The organism is Adlercreutzia sp. DFI.6.23 (assembly GCF_024462535.1).
Classification (GTDB): domain Bacteria; phylum Actinomycetota; class Coriobacteriia; order Coriobacteriales; family Eggerthellaceae; genus Adlercreutzia; species Adlercreutzia rubneri.
In genome coordinates, this window is record NZ_JANGBP010000005.1 from 40,570 (window position 1) to 56,577 (window position 16,008).

At 64.6% G+C, this 16,008-nt stretch carries 13 protein-coding genes; 9 read left to right on the forward strand and 4 right to left on the reverse strand.

Annotation, left to right across the window (positions count from 1 at the left end; genetic code table 11):
* Positions 1-25: 25 nt before the first annotated feature.
* Positions 26-1,951 (forward strand): oleate hydratase, encoded by a 1,926-nt coding sequence (locus NE591_RS06085; protein ID WP_227070363.1) that lies wholly within the window; start codon positions 26-28, stop codon positions 1,949-1,951.
* 207 nt (positions 1,952-2,158) lie between these two features.
* Positions 2,159-3,451: a phosphopyruvate hydratase gene (gene eno, locus NE591_RS06090; RefSeq protein WP_114539655.1), complete on the forward strand. Its 1,293-nt coding sequence runs from the start codon at positions 2,159-2,161 to the stop codon at positions 3,449-3,451.
* Positions 3,452-3,865: 414 nt separating this feature from the next.
* Here the strand turns inward: eno and NE591_RS16235 are convergent, their stop codons facing one another.
* A complete protein-coding gene (locus NE591_RS16235) occupies positions 3,866-4,306 on the reverse strand; it encodes a helix-turn-helix transcriptional regulator (RefSeq protein WP_114539674.1) in 441 nt (146 codons plus the stop codon).
* On the opposite strand from NE591_RS16235, the gene NE591_RS06100 reads away from it, so the two are divergent.
* On the forward strand, positions 4,294-5,229 hold the full coding sequence (locus NE591_RS06100) for a LysR family transcriptional regulator (protein ID WP_157011957.1): 936 nt from the start codon (positions 4,294-4,296) through the stop codon (positions 5,227-5,229). The genes NE591_RS16235 and NE591_RS06100 overlap by 13 nt on opposite strands.
* A 140-nt stretch (positions 5,230-5,369) precedes the next feature.
* Here the strand turns inward: NE591_RS06100 and NE591_RS06105 are convergent, their stop codons facing one another.
* Complete coding sequence (locus tag NE591_RS06105) at positions 5,370-5,897, reverse strand: FAD-binding protein (RefSeq protein WP_227070364.1); 528 nt, start codon at positions 5,895-5,897, stop codon at positions 5,370-5,372.
* Between the two features lie 4 nt (positions 5,898-5,901).
* Entirely contained in the window at positions 5,902-7,038 is a 1,137-nt protein-coding gene (locus tag NE591_RS06110) for a hypothetical protein (protein WP_157011955.1), read from the reverse strand.
* A gap of 280 nt (positions 7,039-7,318) precedes the next feature.
* On the opposite strand from NE591_RS06110, the gene NE591_RS06115 reads away from it, so the two are divergent.
* The 5 genes from NE591_RS06115 (at position 7,319) to NE591_RS06135 (ending at position 13,599) form a co-directional block, all read left to right on the forward strand.
* A complete protein-coding gene (locus NE591_RS06115) occupies positions 7,319-9,115 on the forward strand; it encodes an ABC transporter ATP-binding protein (protein ID WP_157011953.1) in 1,797 nt (598 codons plus the stop codon).
* Positions 9,116-9,309: 194 nt separating this feature from the next.
* Positions 9,310-10,563 carry a gephyrin-like molybdotransferase Glp gene (glp, locus tag NE591_RS06120; protein ID WP_227070365.1) on the forward strand — a complete coding sequence of 418 codons (1,254 nt, stop codon included), beginning with the start codon at positions 9,310-9,312 and terminating at the stop codon, positions 10,561-10,563.
* Between the two features lie 8 nt (positions 10,564-10,571).
* Complete coding sequence (locus NE591_RS06125) at positions 10,572-11,105, forward strand: molybdenum cofactor biosynthesis protein B (protein ID WP_117283910.1); 534 nt, start codon at positions 10,572-10,574, stop codon at positions 11,103-11,105.
* Between the two features lie 226 nt (positions 11,106-11,331).
* Complete coding sequence (gene alr, locus NE591_RS06130; protein ID WP_227070366.1) at positions 11,332-12,810, forward strand: alanine racemase; 1,479 nt, start codon at positions 11,332-11,334, stop codon at positions 12,808-12,810.
* A 222-nt stretch (positions 12,811-13,032) separates the two neighbouring features.
* A complete protein-coding gene (locus NE591_RS06135) occupies positions 13,033-13,599 on the forward strand; it encodes a uracil-DNA glycosylase family protein (protein WP_227070367.1) in 567 nt (188 codons plus the stop codon).
* Here NE591_RS06135 and NE591_RS06140 read toward each other — a convergent pair.
* Positions 13,596-14,519, reverse strand: a complete 924-nt coding sequence (locus tag NE591_RS06140) for a CorA family divalent cation transporter (protein ID WP_117283908.1) — start codon at positions 14,517-14,519, stop codon at positions 13,596-13,598. The genes NE591_RS06135 and NE591_RS06140 overlap by 4 nt on opposite strands.
* A gap of 125 nt (positions 14,520-14,644) precedes the next feature.
* Between NE591_RS06140 and NE591_RS06145 the strand changes: the two genes are divergently transcribed.
* Complete coding sequence (locus tag NE591_RS06145; protein ID WP_227070368.1) at positions 14,645-15,958, forward strand: folylpolyglutamate synthase/dihydrofolate synthase family protein; 1,314 nt, start codon at positions 14,645-14,647, stop codon at positions 15,956-15,958.
* The last annotated feature ends 50 nt before the right edge of the window (positions 15,959-16,008 follow it).

The following is a 16,008-nucleotide window of genomic DNA, read 5'->3' on the forward strand; positions in this document are numbered from 1 at the left end:
AACCCGACCAGAGAGGACGTGCGCTATGTACTATTCCAGCGGCAACTACGAGGCCTTCGCCCATCCGCTTCCGCCCGAGGGCGTGGAAAACAAGCAGGCCTACATTATCGGCAGCGGCCTGGCAGGCCTGGCGGCGGCGTGCTTTCTCGTGCGCGACGGACGGATGCGCGGCGAGAAGATCCACATCCTGGAGCGCGACCCGCGTGCCGGCGGCGGCTGCGACGGCTGGGATTACCCGGGGCTGGGCTACACCATGCGCGGCGGCCGCGAGATGGACAACCACTTCGAGGTGATGTGGGATCTGTTCCGCGACATTCCCTCCATCGAGGATCCGTCGGTATCGGTGCTCGACTACTACTATTGGTTGAACAAGCGCGATCCGAACTACTCGCTGTGCCGCGCCACGCAGGATCGCGGCCAGGACGCCCATACTGACAACAAGTTCAACCTGTCCGACAAAGCCTGCATGGAAATCATGAACCTGTTCTTCACCCCGGAAGAGGAGCTGCAGGACAAGGTCATCACCGAGTACTTCTCCGATGAGGTGCTGAACTCGAACTTCTGGCTGTACTGGCGCACCATGTTCGCCTTTGAGAATTGGCACTCGGCCCTTGAGATGAAGCGCTACGTCACCCGCTTCGTGCACCATTTGGGCGGCCTGCCCGACTTCTCGGCTCTGCGCTTCACCCGGTACAACCAGTACGAGTCCATGATCCTGCCCATGGTGAACTATCTTGAGTCCCACGGCGTCGACTTCCAGTTCAACACCCACGTGACTGATGTGCGCTTCAGCTGCGATGACGCTAAGGACGATGACCGGAAGCTGGCTACGGAGATTCGGCTGGTGCGCGAGGACGGCCCGGCGGCGGTGGACGCGGCCGAGGGCGTGCAGCCCGACGGCAAGACGGCCCCGGCGGTCGACCTCGCGCGCGAGGAGACCATTCCGCTCACGGAAAACGACCTCGTCTTCATCACGCCCGGCAGCCTGGTGGCCCACTCCTCCTTCGGCAGCCAGGACGCCCCCGCCCGTTTCGCCCCCGAGCTCACTCCCGGCGATGGCTGGGATCTGTGGAAGAGGATCGCGGCCCAGTCGCCGGAGTTCGGCCGTCCCGAGAAGTTCTGCGGCGACCCGGAGAAGAGCAACTGGGAAAGCGCCACGGTGACCACGCTGGACGAGAAGATCCTGCCTTATATCGAGGCCATCTGCAAGCGCGACCCGCTTTCCGGCGGCGTTGTCACGGGCGGCATCGTGTCGGTGAAGGACTCCAGCTGGCTGCTCTCCTGGACCATCAACCGCCAGCCGCAGTTCCGCGCCCAGCCCGAGGGGCAGGTGTGCGTGTGGCTCTACGGCCTGTTCACCGACGTGCCCGGCGACTACGTGAAGAAGCCCATGCGCGATTGCACCGGCAAGGAAATCTGCGAGGAGTGGCTGTACCACCTGGGCGTGCCCGAGGAGCAAATCGAGGAGCTGGCCGAGCATTCCGCGAACACGGTGCCCTGCATGATGCCCTACATCACGGCCTTCTTCATGCCCCGCGCCGATGGCGACCGTCCGCTCGTCGTGCCTGAGGGCGCCGTGAACTTCGCCTTCATTGGCCAGTTCGCCGAGACGCCGCGCGACACCATCTTCACCACTGAGTACTCCATGCGCACTGGCATGGAGGCGGTATATACGCTGCTCGACATCGACCGCGGCGTGCCTGAGGTGTGGGGCAGCGTGTTCGACCTGCGCGTGCTGCTGAACGCGACGGTGCTTCTGCGCGACGGCAAGCCGGCAACAGACATGAACATGAACGTGCTGGAGAAGCTTCTGCTGTCGCGCGGCCTGAAGGAGATCGAGCATACCGACATCTACGGCCTTCTGAAGGAGTTCGGCGTCATTCCGACCACCGATGAGAACCGCGATGTGCCCGTGCCCGCCACGGGTGCCGTGTGGCCGGGCATCCATTAACCCGCCTCTGCGCCGTTGTTGGGGCTCTGTCTGAGGGCGAGAGCCGTCGTCCTTGTTGGTTGCGGTGCCCGATTGGGCCCGGCAGCGACCCCTGTTTTATGCGCCCCGTGCGGAATGAACCCGCGCGGGGCGCTTGCGCTTGCGTCGTTCGTGCTATGATGGTGAACGCTGATTAGAAGCATCAACCAACCTTCAAGGAGGCACTACATGAGCGTCATCATCGATGTGTACGGGCGCGAGGTTCTCGATTCTCGCGGCAACCCCACCGTCGAAGTGGAAGTCGTGCTGGAAGACGGCGCCTTCGGCCGCGCGGCGGTTCCCTCGGGCGCTTCCACGGGCGCTTTCGAGGCCGTGGAGCTGCGCGACTGCGACAAGAGCCGCTATCTGGGTAAGGGCACGCTGGATGCCGTGGCCCATGTGAACAACGAGATCGCCGACGTGCTCATCGGCCTCGAGGCCGAGGATCAGCGCATGGTGGACGCCGCCATGATCGAGGCCGACGGCACGGAGAACAAGGGCGTGTTCGGTGCCAACGCCATCCTGGGCGCTTCTTTGGCCGTGGCCAAGGCTGCCGCGGAGGCCGCCGAGCTGCCGCTGTACAAGTACGTGGGCGGTGCGAACGCGCATCTTCTGCCGACGCCCATGATGAACATCCTGAACGGCGGCGTGCATGCCGACAACAACGTGGACTTCCAGGAGTTCATGATCATGCCCGTGGGCGCCCCCACCTTCGCCGAGGCTCTGCGCTGGTGCGCCGAGATCTACCACACCCTGAAGAAGGTGCTGCATGATGCGGGCCTTGGCGGCGGCGTGGGCGACGAGGGCGGCTTCGCTCCCAACCTGAAGACCAACGAGGAGCCGCTGGCTTATATCGTGGAAGCTTGCGAGAAGGCCGGTTACAAGCCGGGCACCGACATCCTGTTCGCCATGGATCCCGCCTCCACCGAGTTCTACAACGCCGAGACCGGCAAGTACGTGCTGGCCGGCGAGGGTCGCGAGCTGACGAGCGACGAGATGGTGGACTACTGGGAGGCGCTCGTGAACAAGTACCCCATCGTCTCCATCGAGGACGGCATGGCCGAGGAGGACTGGGACGGCTGGAAGAAGCTGACCGACCGCATCGGCGATCGCGTGCAGCTGGTGGGCGACGACCTGTTCGTCACCAACTCCAAGCGCCTCGCCAAGGGCATCGAGCTGGGCTGCGCCAACGCCATTCTCATCAAGGTGAACCAGATCGGCTCCCTCACCGAGACGCTCGAGGCCATCGAGATGGCCAAGCAGGCCGGCTACGCCTGCGTCATGAGCCACCGCTCCGGCGAGACCGAGGACGTGACCATCGCCGATCTGTCCGTGGCCTGCAACACCGGCCAGATCAAGACCGGCGCCCCCTGCCGGTCCGACCGCGTGGCCAAGTACAACCAGCTCATCCGCATCGAGGAGCAGCTTGAGGGCCAGGCCCAGTACGCCGGTATGAAAGCTTTCTACAACATCAAGCGCTAGAGGGCCGAGCAGGGGCTCGCAGTCCACAAGGTTCGCCTTGGAAGGCGAGCGCACAAACGACTAAAGAAGGGCCGCTTCATAACGAGGCGGCCCTTCTTCTGTTTCGCGGCAGCCAGCTGGGATCGCTTTTGCCTGTTCTCGGTCGACGAACCCCTCTGTTTCTGCACGAAATCTCGAGTTATAAGCGTCCGGAATCCGCAGAAGGGCTCGCGGCTGAGAACGGCTTTTACAAAACGCCTGGTCAAAGCGTTGCGCTTGGTAAGGGAGTTCCCGGCATCGGGTTGCGGGCGTGCCCCCAGAGACGCTGATAACTCAAGATCTCATGCAGAAAACGGGTAGTTCGTTGACCGAGATTTCTTCAGAACGGCCTTGGGGAGCCCAAAAGCACGCCGGCGGCGTCTTCGCGTTGCTATGCTATGCGGAGCGGGTGCCCGGTTGCGGGTCGCGGGGGAGGAAGGAGATATGCAGATACATGTTCATTCCCTCCGCGATTTTCTGAAGGACGCGTATCGAAGGGTTGCGGATTCCGCGTTCTATGCGGCTGATTTCGGTCTGAGCTATGCCACATCGTTCGGCCAATTCCTTTTGCGTGAGATTTTGGCTTTGCCGGGCCTCGATCATAGCGCGCATGAGAGCAGCTTCGGGCTGAAGCTCGTGGCTAGCCTCAGCGAATTCAGGGTCGAGGAGCCCTGAAACCCCGAAGGAGCGGTAGCAGAAAAGCCGTATTTGCGCAACATCGGTTGAGTTTGGCCCCAGCGGCTGCTGACCTGCTGCGAGGAGCTGATGGGGTATACTGGTTGCAGGTTGCGTTCCGCGATTCGGGGGTGGGGAAGGAGCTGTCCGTGGACACCGCATATCTGCGCGAGTACATCGAATTCTCGCGCTCTCTCAATTTCGCCCAGGCGGCTGCTGATCTGTTCGTGTCGCCACCGACGCTGCGGGCCCATATTCACGCACTCGAGGAGGAGGTAGGGGCGCCTCTTACGGTCAAGCGCGTCGGTCAGTTGGAGCTATCGCCAGCCGGCCGTCTTTTTCTGAAGCGTGCTCGTGCCATAGTGAAGCTGGTAGAGGAAAGCGCGGAAGAGTGCCGGGCGCTGGCGGAAGCCTCGTCGTCCATAGTGGTGGGCACCCTCGATTACGCTCCCTTCGAGGAGTTGCTGACGCGTGCGCTGCACGCTTTCCGACGGGATCATCCTGACCGATGCCTCGAAATGCTCATGGCGTCGGGCGCTTACGCGAACATGGAAGCGGTGGAGAGCGGCAAGGCGGATCTTTCCATTTTCGTTCAAGTGAGGCGACGAGATGGCGGGGAAGAGGCGCTGCCCGATGAGCTGCCTGCCGGAGTGGGGGCTTTTCGCTTTAGCGAGGGCGAATGTCGTTTTTGGATGAACCGCTCCTGTCCTCTGTTTGAGTGCGATCGCGTGACGGCGGCCGACTTGGACGGCTTCACGATGCTCTTGGGGAATTCCGCGAATATGGAACGCGCGGGCCGCGTGCTCATCGAATGGTTTGCAGGGGTCGGGGTAGCCGTGGAGCCCGACAATCAGCCTTGCTCGAACTATCTTGACCTGTATCTGTCGGGAACGGGCGAGACGTTCGGCATTGCGCTGGGGGGAGTGCGCTCGGGTCTGCGGGCGAGCTCCGACATCAAGATATTCGCGGTCGACGATTTTACGGTGCCCTGCGATCTCTATGTGATCTACAACGAGGAGCGCATCGGGGAGAACGGGAAGCTGTTCGTCGACTGCCTGAAGGAGAGCATTTCTTCGTTGGAATAATGTCTTCTGGGGGTGATGATGCCTCGGCTGGTGGCAGGGTGCGCTGGCGCCTCTGTCGGCGGTGCAACATGACGGCGCCCCGTCGGTTGGACGGGGCGCCAGGGGAGGGCTAATGATAGGTTGTGGCGAAAGATGGCTGACTAGATCTCGCCGATGATAGAGCCTGCGGCCATGTACCCACCGAGGAACGATAGTCCCACATCACCGTACAGGCCGTTGAAGGGCTTGCCGGCGAGGTTGTTCTCGCCGTTCGAGCCTCCGGCGGTGTGCCAGCCAGCGTAAAGCCCGGGAATAACGGCGCCTTCGGTATCGATGACCTGCATCTTGGGGTTGATGCGCAGTCCGCACTTGGTGGCGAACAGGTTGCCGCCGAGCTTCGCTCCGTAATAGGGAGGCTCGCTGATGGGGATGAGCCACGAGGGATCGTACTTGTAGGTGGGAACAGTGTCCTCTCCGGCCTCGCAGGCGGCGTTCCAGTCCTTAACAGCCTGCACGAGCACGTCTTCGCGCAATCCGAGGGCCTCTTCCAACTCCTCGATGGTATCGCATTCCTTGACGGCGCCGGCATCGACCATCATCTGGAAGGCATTGCGCCAATCGCGCTGCCATTCGGGAACGCGGTCGATAAGAGGGTCGTCGTCGGGGATGACCTTTCCGATGTTGCGCAACCTTCTAACCCAAAAGCCCCAATCCTTTGGCGATGTTGGCGATGAAGTCCTGAACGTTGGTGACGATGCCGCGGCTGGCGAGGCTGCCACGATCCACCAGCTTGTTCACGGCGAATTCGGCGATGTCCACGCAGTAGAAGTACACGGGACGTATGGTGCCGTCGGCCAGCACGCGGTAGGAGGGGGTCATGTTCCCCGTGGCGATGGTGTGCAGCATGGTGGCCATGCAGATGACGGTGGTGGCGCTGCGAATGTGGTCGCGCATAGCGTCCTGCGCCTCGTAGGCGTTGCCGTACACGCCGGGCAGAGGGCCGTCGTCGCGGATGGATCCGGCCAGCACGTAGGGCACGCCATTGCGCACCAGCGCGTTCATGATGCCGTCGCGCACGCCCTCTTCTTCGATGAACCGCTCGATGGATCCCCAATAGCGCACGCGGTTGATGGTGTCCAGGTGGTGGTAGTGGCCGTTGGGGCGGTTCTCCTGGGTGTCGATGTCCTGACCGAGGGACGTGTGGAAGTAGGCCCCTTCCAAATCGTGGGTGGCGAGAGCATTGCCGGCGAACACCGCGTCCGCATAGCCGGCGTCGATGATTTTCGCGAAGGCCTCGCGGGAGTACCCGTTGAAGGTGAAGGCCGGCCCCATGACCCATACAATGGAGCCGTGGTCGCGGTCGTGGCGCAGAAGCTCGTAGAGCTCGTCATAGTCGCGCGAGAACGCGGTCTCGCGAGAGCGGCCCAGGCGGAAGGCGAAGTTGTCGTGGCCGCCCGGGTGCGGAGCGCCGTCCTCCGATGTGGCCAGACCGCGGAAGCCGTCGGTGTAGACGAGAATGCCCTCCTCGCCGTTTTCCGTGCGTCCGCAGGCGATGAGATCGCCGGCGCGGATGTGGCGGAACTCGCGCACGAACACGTTGCCGCCTTCCACGACGGCCACGCAATCCATGCGGGAATCGCGGGCGAGCGTCCATTGCCCTGCGATCTTCAGATACTCCGGATAAATGGACATGGCGTGGTAGCCCTCCGGGGCCACGAAATCCTTCGGCGCGGGCACGAGCGTCACATCGGGCGCGGCGGCGAGGTGGGGGAGCGTGAAGTCGGGCGGCGTGTAGGGCGTGGGTGTAAACGGCGCGGGCGAAAACGGCATAGTCGCCTTCTTTCTCTGGGTGGCTGAGGCCATTGTAGCGCTTCGGCCTCCGGTTCCCAAGGAATGTGAAACTCTGCAGGCAAGAGATCTCATGCAGAAAAGCGGTAGTTCGTCGACCGAAGTTATGCCAGCGAAGGTTCGGGTTCCAAAGTGGATGTTTGGGCGGTTGCGGGGCCGGTTGCGGAGATGAAGGAGGACGGGGAGCGACGATTCGTCGAAGGGTTGTGAAAGCGTGATGACTTCGGCATCGAAATTAATCCCAGAGGGCTAGAATGGGCCTATGGCCACTGCTGTCGACACATCCAAGGAAACACACGCCGACGTCGCCGCCGCCGAGGTGCTGCGGCGGTTCGCCGGCTACTACAAGCCCTACAAGGCGCTCTTCTTTGCCGATCTCGTGGCCGCCTGCATCTTGGCCGGGGTCGATCTGGCCTTTCCGCAGCTGCTGAACTTCTTCACCCGCGAGTTCTTCACGGAGGCGCCCTCGGTCATCTTGGGCAGCCTCGGGCTCATCGCGCTGCTCTTCATCGCGCTGTACGCCGCGCGCACGGGCTGCCAGTGGTTCATCACTTATTGGGGTCACGTCATGGGCGCGCGCATGGAGGCCGACATGCGCCGCGATTTGTTCGAGCAGTACCAGCGCCTCTCCTTCGGCTACTACGACCGCCACAACACCGGTGTCATGATGTCGAAGATCACCACCGATCTGTTCGACATATCGGAGCTCGCGCACCACGGGCCGGAGAACCTGTTCATCTGCACGCTCAAGATCGTCGGCTCCTTCGTGCTGCTGTTCATGATCAACGGGCCGCTCACCGCCATCATGCTTGTCGTCACCATCGTCATGGCGGCGCTGTCCTTCGCGCTGAATTACTGGCGCCGCCGCATATTCCGCGAGAACCGCGAGCGCATGGCCGGCATCAACGCGGCGGTGCAGGATTCCCTCGGCGGCATCCGCGTCGTGAAGTCCTTCGGCGGCGAGGACGCCGAGCGCGAGAAGTTCCGCGCGGCCAACGAGGCATTTCTCGACACGAAGAACCGATCCTACAAGTTCATGGGCGCCTTCCATGGTCTGAACTCGCTGTTCACGGGGCTTTTGTACACCATCGTCGTGGTGGGCGGCGGCTACTTCGTGGCCGCAGGAACGCTCGCCGTGACCGATTTGGCCATCTACGCCCTGTATGTGGGCATCTTCATGGCACCGGTAGAGCAGCTCATCAACTTCACCGAGACCCTGCAGAAGGGCTACGCAGGTTTCCGCCGCTTCATCGAGGTGCTGGCCGAGCGGCCCGACGTGGCCACCAAGCCCGGCGCGCCCACTTTGGCCGAGGCCTGCGGCGGCGAGGTGCGCGGCGCTGTGGATTATCGCGACGCGACGTTCTCCTACGACGGCACCCATCCGGTGCTCGACGGGCTCACGCTTTCCATCCCCGCCGGCACCTCGGTGGCGCTCGTGGGGCCCTCGGGCGGCGGCAAGACCACCACCTGCTCGCTTCTGCCGCGCTTCTACGACGTGGCCGGCGGCGCGGTGACCATCGACGGCGTGGACGTGCGCGACGTGTCATTGGCAAGCCTGCGCGACGCCATCGGCATCGTGCAGCAGGACGTGTATTTGTTCGGCGGCACGGTGGGGGAGAACATCGCCTACGGCCGCCCCGGCGCCACCCAGGCCGAAATCGAGGAGGCGGCGCGCAAGGCCAACATCCACGAGTTCATCTGCTCGCTGCCCGACGGCTACGACACGCTCGTGGGCGAGCGCGGCGCGCGGCTGTCCGGCGGCCAGAAGCAGCGCATCTCCATCGCGCGCGTGTTCCTGCGCGATCCGCGCATCCTCATTCTGGACGAGGCCACGAGCGCCCTTGACAACGAGAGCGAGCACGCCATCCAGGCGTCGCTGGCGGAGCTCTCCCGCGGGCGCACCACCATCACCATCGCGCACCGCCTGTCCACCATCCGCAACGCGAGCCTCATCGCCGTGGTGGAGGACGGCCGTGTGCTCGAGCAGGGAACCCACGAGGAGCTGCTGGCCCGCGATGGCGTCTACGCCCGCTACTACCGCATGCAGTTCGGCGACTAGGAATTGCGCGAATCTTTTCGGAGAAGGCATCTGCGGCGACGGTGAAAACGTCGCTCTTTTCGACCGTAGTTATCCTGCAATAGTTATAATGATCCCCAGTGAAACGACGACGGTTGGATTCCGTGCTCGCGGTGCTGCTGTGGCGCGATGGTGCCGAGCATGGCGCGGCGGGGCGGAAGGGAAGGACCGATCCTGTGAGAGAAATGATTCCGTTGGAAGAGGCCCGCGCGCTCGTGTGCGGGGCCGTGGAGAAACTGCCCGTGGAAACGGTGGAGCTGCTCGATGCCGTCGGGCGTGTGGTGGCGGCCGATCAGACAAGCGACATCGATGTTGCGCCCTTCGCGCATTCGGCCATGGACGGCTTCGCCCTGCGCGCTGCCGAGATCGCCGAGGCTACCGAGGAGGCTCCTGCGACCCTGCGGGTCATTGCCGAGATCGGTGCCGGAGATGTGTTCGAGGGAACCATAGACGACGGCGAATGCGTGCGCATCATGACCGGCGCCTGCCTGCCCGCCGATGCCGACGCTGTAGTGAAGTACGAGATCGTGGGCGTCGTGGAAGGCGACGGCAAGCCGGGCTCGGTGGTGTCGTTTGCCGCCCCGACGAAGGTGGGCTCCAACATCCGCGCCGCCGGCGAGGAGGCCCATGCGGGAGACGTGGTCGTGGAAGCGGGCGATGTGCTCACCGCCGCCGGCGTCGGCTTTTTGGCCGGTTGCGGCGTGCTGGAGGTGCCCGTCTACCGCCGTCCGCGCGTGGCCGTCATCGCCACGGGCAGCGAGCTCGTGCCGCCTTCCGAGGTGCCCGGCCCCGGCAAGATCCGCAACTCCAACAGTTACGCCATGGCCGCCTGCGCCCGCGAGGCCGGCGCCGAGGCCGTGATGCTGCCCATCGTCCAGGACACCTTCGAGGCCCTGCGCGACGCCGTGGCCGCTGCGGCCCGCGAGTACGACTTCGTCGTCACCACGGGCGGCGCCGCCAACGGCGACTTCGACTTCATCAAGCCAGTGGTGGCCGAGCTCGGCGAGCTTCTGATGACCACGGTGAACATGCGTCCCGGCAAGGCCCAGACCTTCGGCATCGTGGAGGGTACGCCCGTCTTCGGCCTGCCCGGCAACCCGGCGGCCGCCTACGTGGGCTTCCAAATGCTCATCCGCCCGGCGCTGCGCACCATGCAGGGCTACCGTTTCATGGATCATCCCGTCGTGAAGGCGCGCCTCACTGCCGACGAGAAGAACCGCGACCCGCGCCGCATCTACCTGCGGGCGAACCTGACGCGCACCGCCGAGGGCTATGAGGTGACGCCGGCCAAGAACCAGAGCTCGGGGCTGTTCGGCCCCATCCAGAAGACCAACTGCCTGGCCGTCATGCCCGAGGGCACCGAGCCTCAACCTGCGGGCTCCATCGTCGATTGCCTGCTGCTCGATATTCCGGAAGAAGTCGTTCTCTAGGAGAAGCCATGACCATCAAATTCGCCATCATCACGTGCTCCGATACCCGCACTTTGGAAACTGACGAGGCGGGGCAGAAGCTGGAGCAGCTCATTGCCGAGCAGGGTTGGGAGTGCGTCCGCCGCGTTGTGGAAATGGACGAGCGCCCGTTCATCGCCGGCGCGCTCATCGACGCCTGCGACAACACCGACGCCGACATCGTGCTCACCTGCGGCGGCTCGGGTCTCTCGCTGCGCGACGTGACCCCCGAGGCCACCCGCGACGTGGCCGACCGCGAGGTGCCCGGCATCGCTGAGGCCATGCGCGCCCACAGTGTCGCCATCACCCCCTTCGCCATGCTCTCGCGCGCCATCTGCGCCCAGCGCGGGCACACGCTCATCATCAACCTGCCCGGCTCCACTAAGGCGGCCACCGAGAACTGGGAAGGTATCGTGGAGGCGCTTCCCCATGCCGTGAAGATGATGGCCGGCGAGGGGCACAACACGCAGAAGGATCTCTCGGAGAAACTCGCCGCCGCCGCGGCCCGGGGCGAACTCGGGTAAGGCAGCGGGCGCGCAAGGGCCTTTGGCTTCGAAGTCGCGATGGAGGGTTGGCTGCGGATGCGCTTGCCGTATGGCTTTCCGGGACTGGGTTCTCGTGGTCGGAAGTCTTTGCCCCATGCCAAAAGAGCGCGTTCCCGTGCGTCGGGTCTGCGCTATACTTCATGAGGAACGTGTTCTAGATGCGGCCGCGCTCGATAAGGGCGCGGCTGTTTGAGGTGGTAGCACTATGACTGATCTTCCCAACGGGTTCACGGGGTTTTCGCACCGAGATCCGAACTTCGTGTCCGCGGGCGACGCCCTGCGCGGCTCGCGGTACGACGACACGCCGTTCGCGGCGCGCAAACAGGCCCAGGCCCGCAATCTGGCCGAGGCTTGGTCGCCGGCCGGCGCCGAGCGCGTCGGCGCGGGCGTTGCTGCAGAGGGCGGCTCCGATGCAGTCGCTCGCGGGGCCGGAGCACGCCCCCTGTCCCAGCTGTCCTCGGCGGCCAGCGATGTGCTGCGCTTCGCTGAGCAGGGCACGGCGGCTGCCGGCGCTCCGCGCTTCGATCCGGACAAGCTCGCCCGCATTCCCGAGGTGGATCGGCGCTGGGCCTGGGTGGAGATCGACCTGAACGCCATCCGCCACAACGCCTCGGCCGTGAAGCAGCGCCTGAATCCGGGTACCCGGCTCATGGCCGTGGTGAAGGCCGACGGCTACGGCCACGGCGCCGTGCAGTGCGCCAAAACGGCGCTGAACTCCGGGGCCGAGTACTTGGGCGTGGCCACGGTGGACGAGGCCATCGCCCTGCGCGAGGCCTACGTGAACGCCCCTATCCTCATTCTGGGCGAGCCCCCGGCTACGGCCATCCCGCTGCTTCTGGCCTACAAGATCATGCCGGCGGTCTACACCGCCGAGTTCGCCATCCGCTACGCCGAGGCCGCCGACGCCTTCGGGGTGTCCGCGCCCTTCCATATGAAGGTGAACACGGGCATGAACCGCATCGGCGTGCGTTGGGACGAGGTCGTGGAATTCGCGCGACAGATATCGTTCCATCGGGCGCTCGATCTGGTGGGCACCTTCACCCACTTCGCCACGGCCGACTGCCCCGGCACCATCGACTTCGAGCGGCAGGTCAAGCGCTTCTCGGAAGCCGTGAACGCCCTGCGCGCGGCCGGCATCAACCCGGGCATCGTGCACGCGGCGAACTCCGCGGCCGCCATCCGCTACCCGGAGGTGCAGCTGGACATGGTGCGCCTCGGCATTTCGCTGTACGGATTCTACCCGTGCCCCGAGGCCTATCCGATGATCGACCTGAAGCCGGCCATGAGCGTGAAGGCCCGCATCACCGATGTGAAGACGCTGCCGGTGGGCGAGGGCGTCAGCTACGGCCTGAACTACCGCAGCCCCGGCGCCGTGAAGATCTGCACCATGCCCATCGGCTACGCCGACGGCTTCCGCCGGGGCCTTTCCGGTCGCACCGACGTGCTGCTGGCCGGCCGCCGCTTCCACCAGGTGGGCAACATCTGCATGGACCAGTCCATGTTCGAAGTGAACCTGCGCCAGCGCAACGACCTCGACCCGCAGATCGGCGATACGGTGACCATCGTGGGGGAGCAGGGCGAGGCCTCGGTCACCATCGACCAGATGGCCGAGACTTTGGGCACCATCCAGCACGAGGTGGCCATCGGCTTCGGCTGCTCTCGCTTGCCGAGGCTGTACGTATAGAAGGCAATGCGCAGCGAGTACCAAGTCTGAGCAGCAGGTTGAAAAACAGCAATGCGCAGCGAGCGCCGGGAGGGGGTGCCGCGCGCAGTTCATTCTATGGCATACGAAAATGCCGCGACTCTCGGCGGGAAATGCCATAGAATGCTGTTTGAGCACGGCACCCCCTCCCGGCGCTCGCCCGAGGCGAGTCCCAAAAAGGAACTCAAGAAAGAAGGACGCCCGATGGAGCACCCCCGCATTCCGCTAGAAGACCTGCAAGCCCAAGTGGCCGCCTGCCGCCGCTGCCCCTTGTGCGATGGCCGCACGCAGACGGTGTTCGGCGTGGGCAATCCCGAGGCCCGGGTGCTCATCGTCGGCGAGGCCCCGGGCAAGAACGAGGATTTGCAGGGTGAGCCTTTCGTGGGCGCCGCCGGCAAGTACCTCAACGAGCTTCTGGCCATCGCCGGGCTGTCCCGCGAGGACGTCTACATCGCCAATGTGCTGAAGTGCCGTCCCCCTTCCAACCGCGATCCGCGTCCCGAGGAAATTCAGGCCTGCACGCCGTTTCTGCGCGAGCAGACGCGCACCATCAACCCGGAGTACATCGTCACGCTGGGCAACTTCTCCACGAAGTTCATCCTGAAAACCGATGTGGGCATCACGCGCCTGCACGGCACGCTGCAGCGGGCGGGGCGCTTCAAGGTGTTCCCCATCTTCCATCCGGCGGCCGCGCTCTACGACAGCAAGAAGCGCGAGGCCTTGGAAAACGACTTCGCCACCTTAGGCGAGCTGCTGCGCGGCGAGGTTTAAAGCCATCTCTTCCGCTTGAAGAACAACACCATCACCACGATCATGACCAGGGCCAGGGTGATGATCGTGGCCGCCATATAGGGCCAATCGAGTCCCGGTAGAACGGTGAGGTTCATGCCGAACCAGCCGGTGACGAGCGTGAGCGGCGCGAACATCACCGTGACGATGGTGAGAATCTGCATGGTGGAGTTCTGCTTCAAGTCGATCTGCGTCTGATGCAGCTCGTAAAGCTGCAGGCTGTACTCGCGCAGCATATCGGCGCGGTCGGACAGATGGTTCGCGTGGGTGGTGATGTGCCCGAAGGTGCGGGCCTCCTCGCGGCTCATGACCTTGTTCTCATTGTCGGCGATGAGGTCGGCCATGACGCCGATTTGCTGGTAGTAGGAGCCCATGCGCATGGCGGCGCGCCGGTAGCTCATGATGGTCTGCGACGAGATGTCGGCATGGTGGCCGATCATGGCGTCCTCGAGGCTTTCCATGGCGTCTTCCATGGAGGAGAACCAGCTGAAATCGTCGGCGATGAGCGTCTTCATGAAGGCGTACAGGGTATGCGAGGTGGTGGGCTTCGTGAGAATGCCCGTGGCGGCCACTTTGTCCAGGGTCTTCTGAGCGATGTCGCCGTCGTCGATGAGGATGAGGTGGTCGGCTTCCAGGTAGAACGACATGGTGTCCGGATCGCCCGTGGGGTCGGATTTGTCCGGCACCGAGAACGAGCCGATGATGTAGGAGGGGTACAGCTCGACGAAGTTGGCCGCCGCCAGCTCGAGCGCCGCCAGCTCTGCCCGCGCCTCCGGAGCGATATGCGTGAGCTGGCTGAACTCGTGGGAGGTGAGGATCTTGACCAGGGGCGGCTTGCAGTTTTCCTCGTCGCAGGGCGCTGCCAGCGGGTTCGGCCGGTTCAGGTCGTAAATGGCTGCCATGGCTCCTCCTCTCGTCGCGCGGCCTCTCGTGCCCGGAACCTAGTATAGAATGGAGCCGTGATATGCCCCATCGGTTACCGGGTTTGTAAGAAAACGGTAGCCGCGTTATTGAAGGAGAACGTGCCGTGGAAGATGCGCGCCACTTCGATCCCGTAGCCTGGATAAACACCCCGCGCTGGCAGGCCTCGCGCCTGGGGCTCTCGCGCATGGTGGATCTGCTGGAGCGCTTGGGGCGCCCCCAGGACGAGTTGCGCTTCGTGCACGTGGCGGGTACCAACGGGAAGGGGTCGGTGTGCGCGTATGTGGCCTCGGTGCTGCAGGCGGCCGGCTACAAGGTGGGCCTGTTCACGAGTCCGTTCATCCTCTGCTTCGAGGAGCGCATCCGCGTGAACGGTGAGAACATCACGGGCGAGGAGTTGGCCCGGGCCGTGGCGGCGGTGCGCCCGGCGGCTGCGGCCGTGGAGGCGGCGTGCGGGGATCATCCTACGGAGTTCGAGCTCATGGCGGCGGTGGCCTTCGAGCATTTCCGCGCCGTGGGCTGCGATATCGTGGTACTGGAAGTGGGGCTCGGGGGGCGGTTGGACGCCACCAACGTCATCGAGGCTCCCGAGGCGAGCGTGGTCTGCCGCATCGGGCTCGACCATACCGATTTGCTCGGGGACACCTTGGCCGCCATCGCCGGCGAGAAGGCCGGTATCGTGAAGGCGGGAGCGCCCGTTGTGAGCTGGCCCCAGGAGAGCGAGGCCATGGCGGTCATCGAGGCCGTGGCCGCCGAGCGCGGTTGCGAACTTTTCGTGCCCGACTTCGGCGACTTGTCCGTGGAGCCGCTCGCGGGAGCGGCCCTGCGCCGGTTCTCGTGGAAGGGGAGGGGGTTCGAGACGCGTCTCCTCGGCAGCTACCAGCCCTTCAACGCGGCGCTGGCCCTGACGGCGGTCGACGTGCTGCGCGGGCGCGGGTGGGCCATCTCCGACGAGGCCGCTTTCGCGGGCATCGCCTCCGCCCGTTGGCCCGGCCGTTTCGAAGTGGTGGATACCGCGCCGCTTACCATTGTGGACGGTGGTCACAACCCCCAGGGGGCCGAGGCCCTGGCCGCCTCGCTCGCCGATCTTCTGGGGGAGGAGGGACGCGCTTCGGTCGACTTTGCTTTGGGCGTGCTGGCCGACAAGGACTACCCGGCCATGGTGCGCGCCGTGGCGCCGTGGGCCCGCAGCTTCTCGGTGTACGCCCCGAAAAGCCCTCGCGCCCTGGCGGTCGACGAGCTGGCGGCTTGCGTGCGCGAGATTATGGTGGAAGAGGGCCGGGCCGATGACGTGCCCGTGCGCGTCAGCGCTACTCCCGCCGATGCCCTGCGCGCAGCCCGCGACGCCGCCGGATCCGAGGGCTGCGCCGTCGCCTTCGGCACCCTCTACGCCATCGCCGACCTCATGGGCGCGTTGTAGCGAGCTTGCTGTTTGCGAAAACGACTTGATGCATGAAAAAGGGCGCCCCC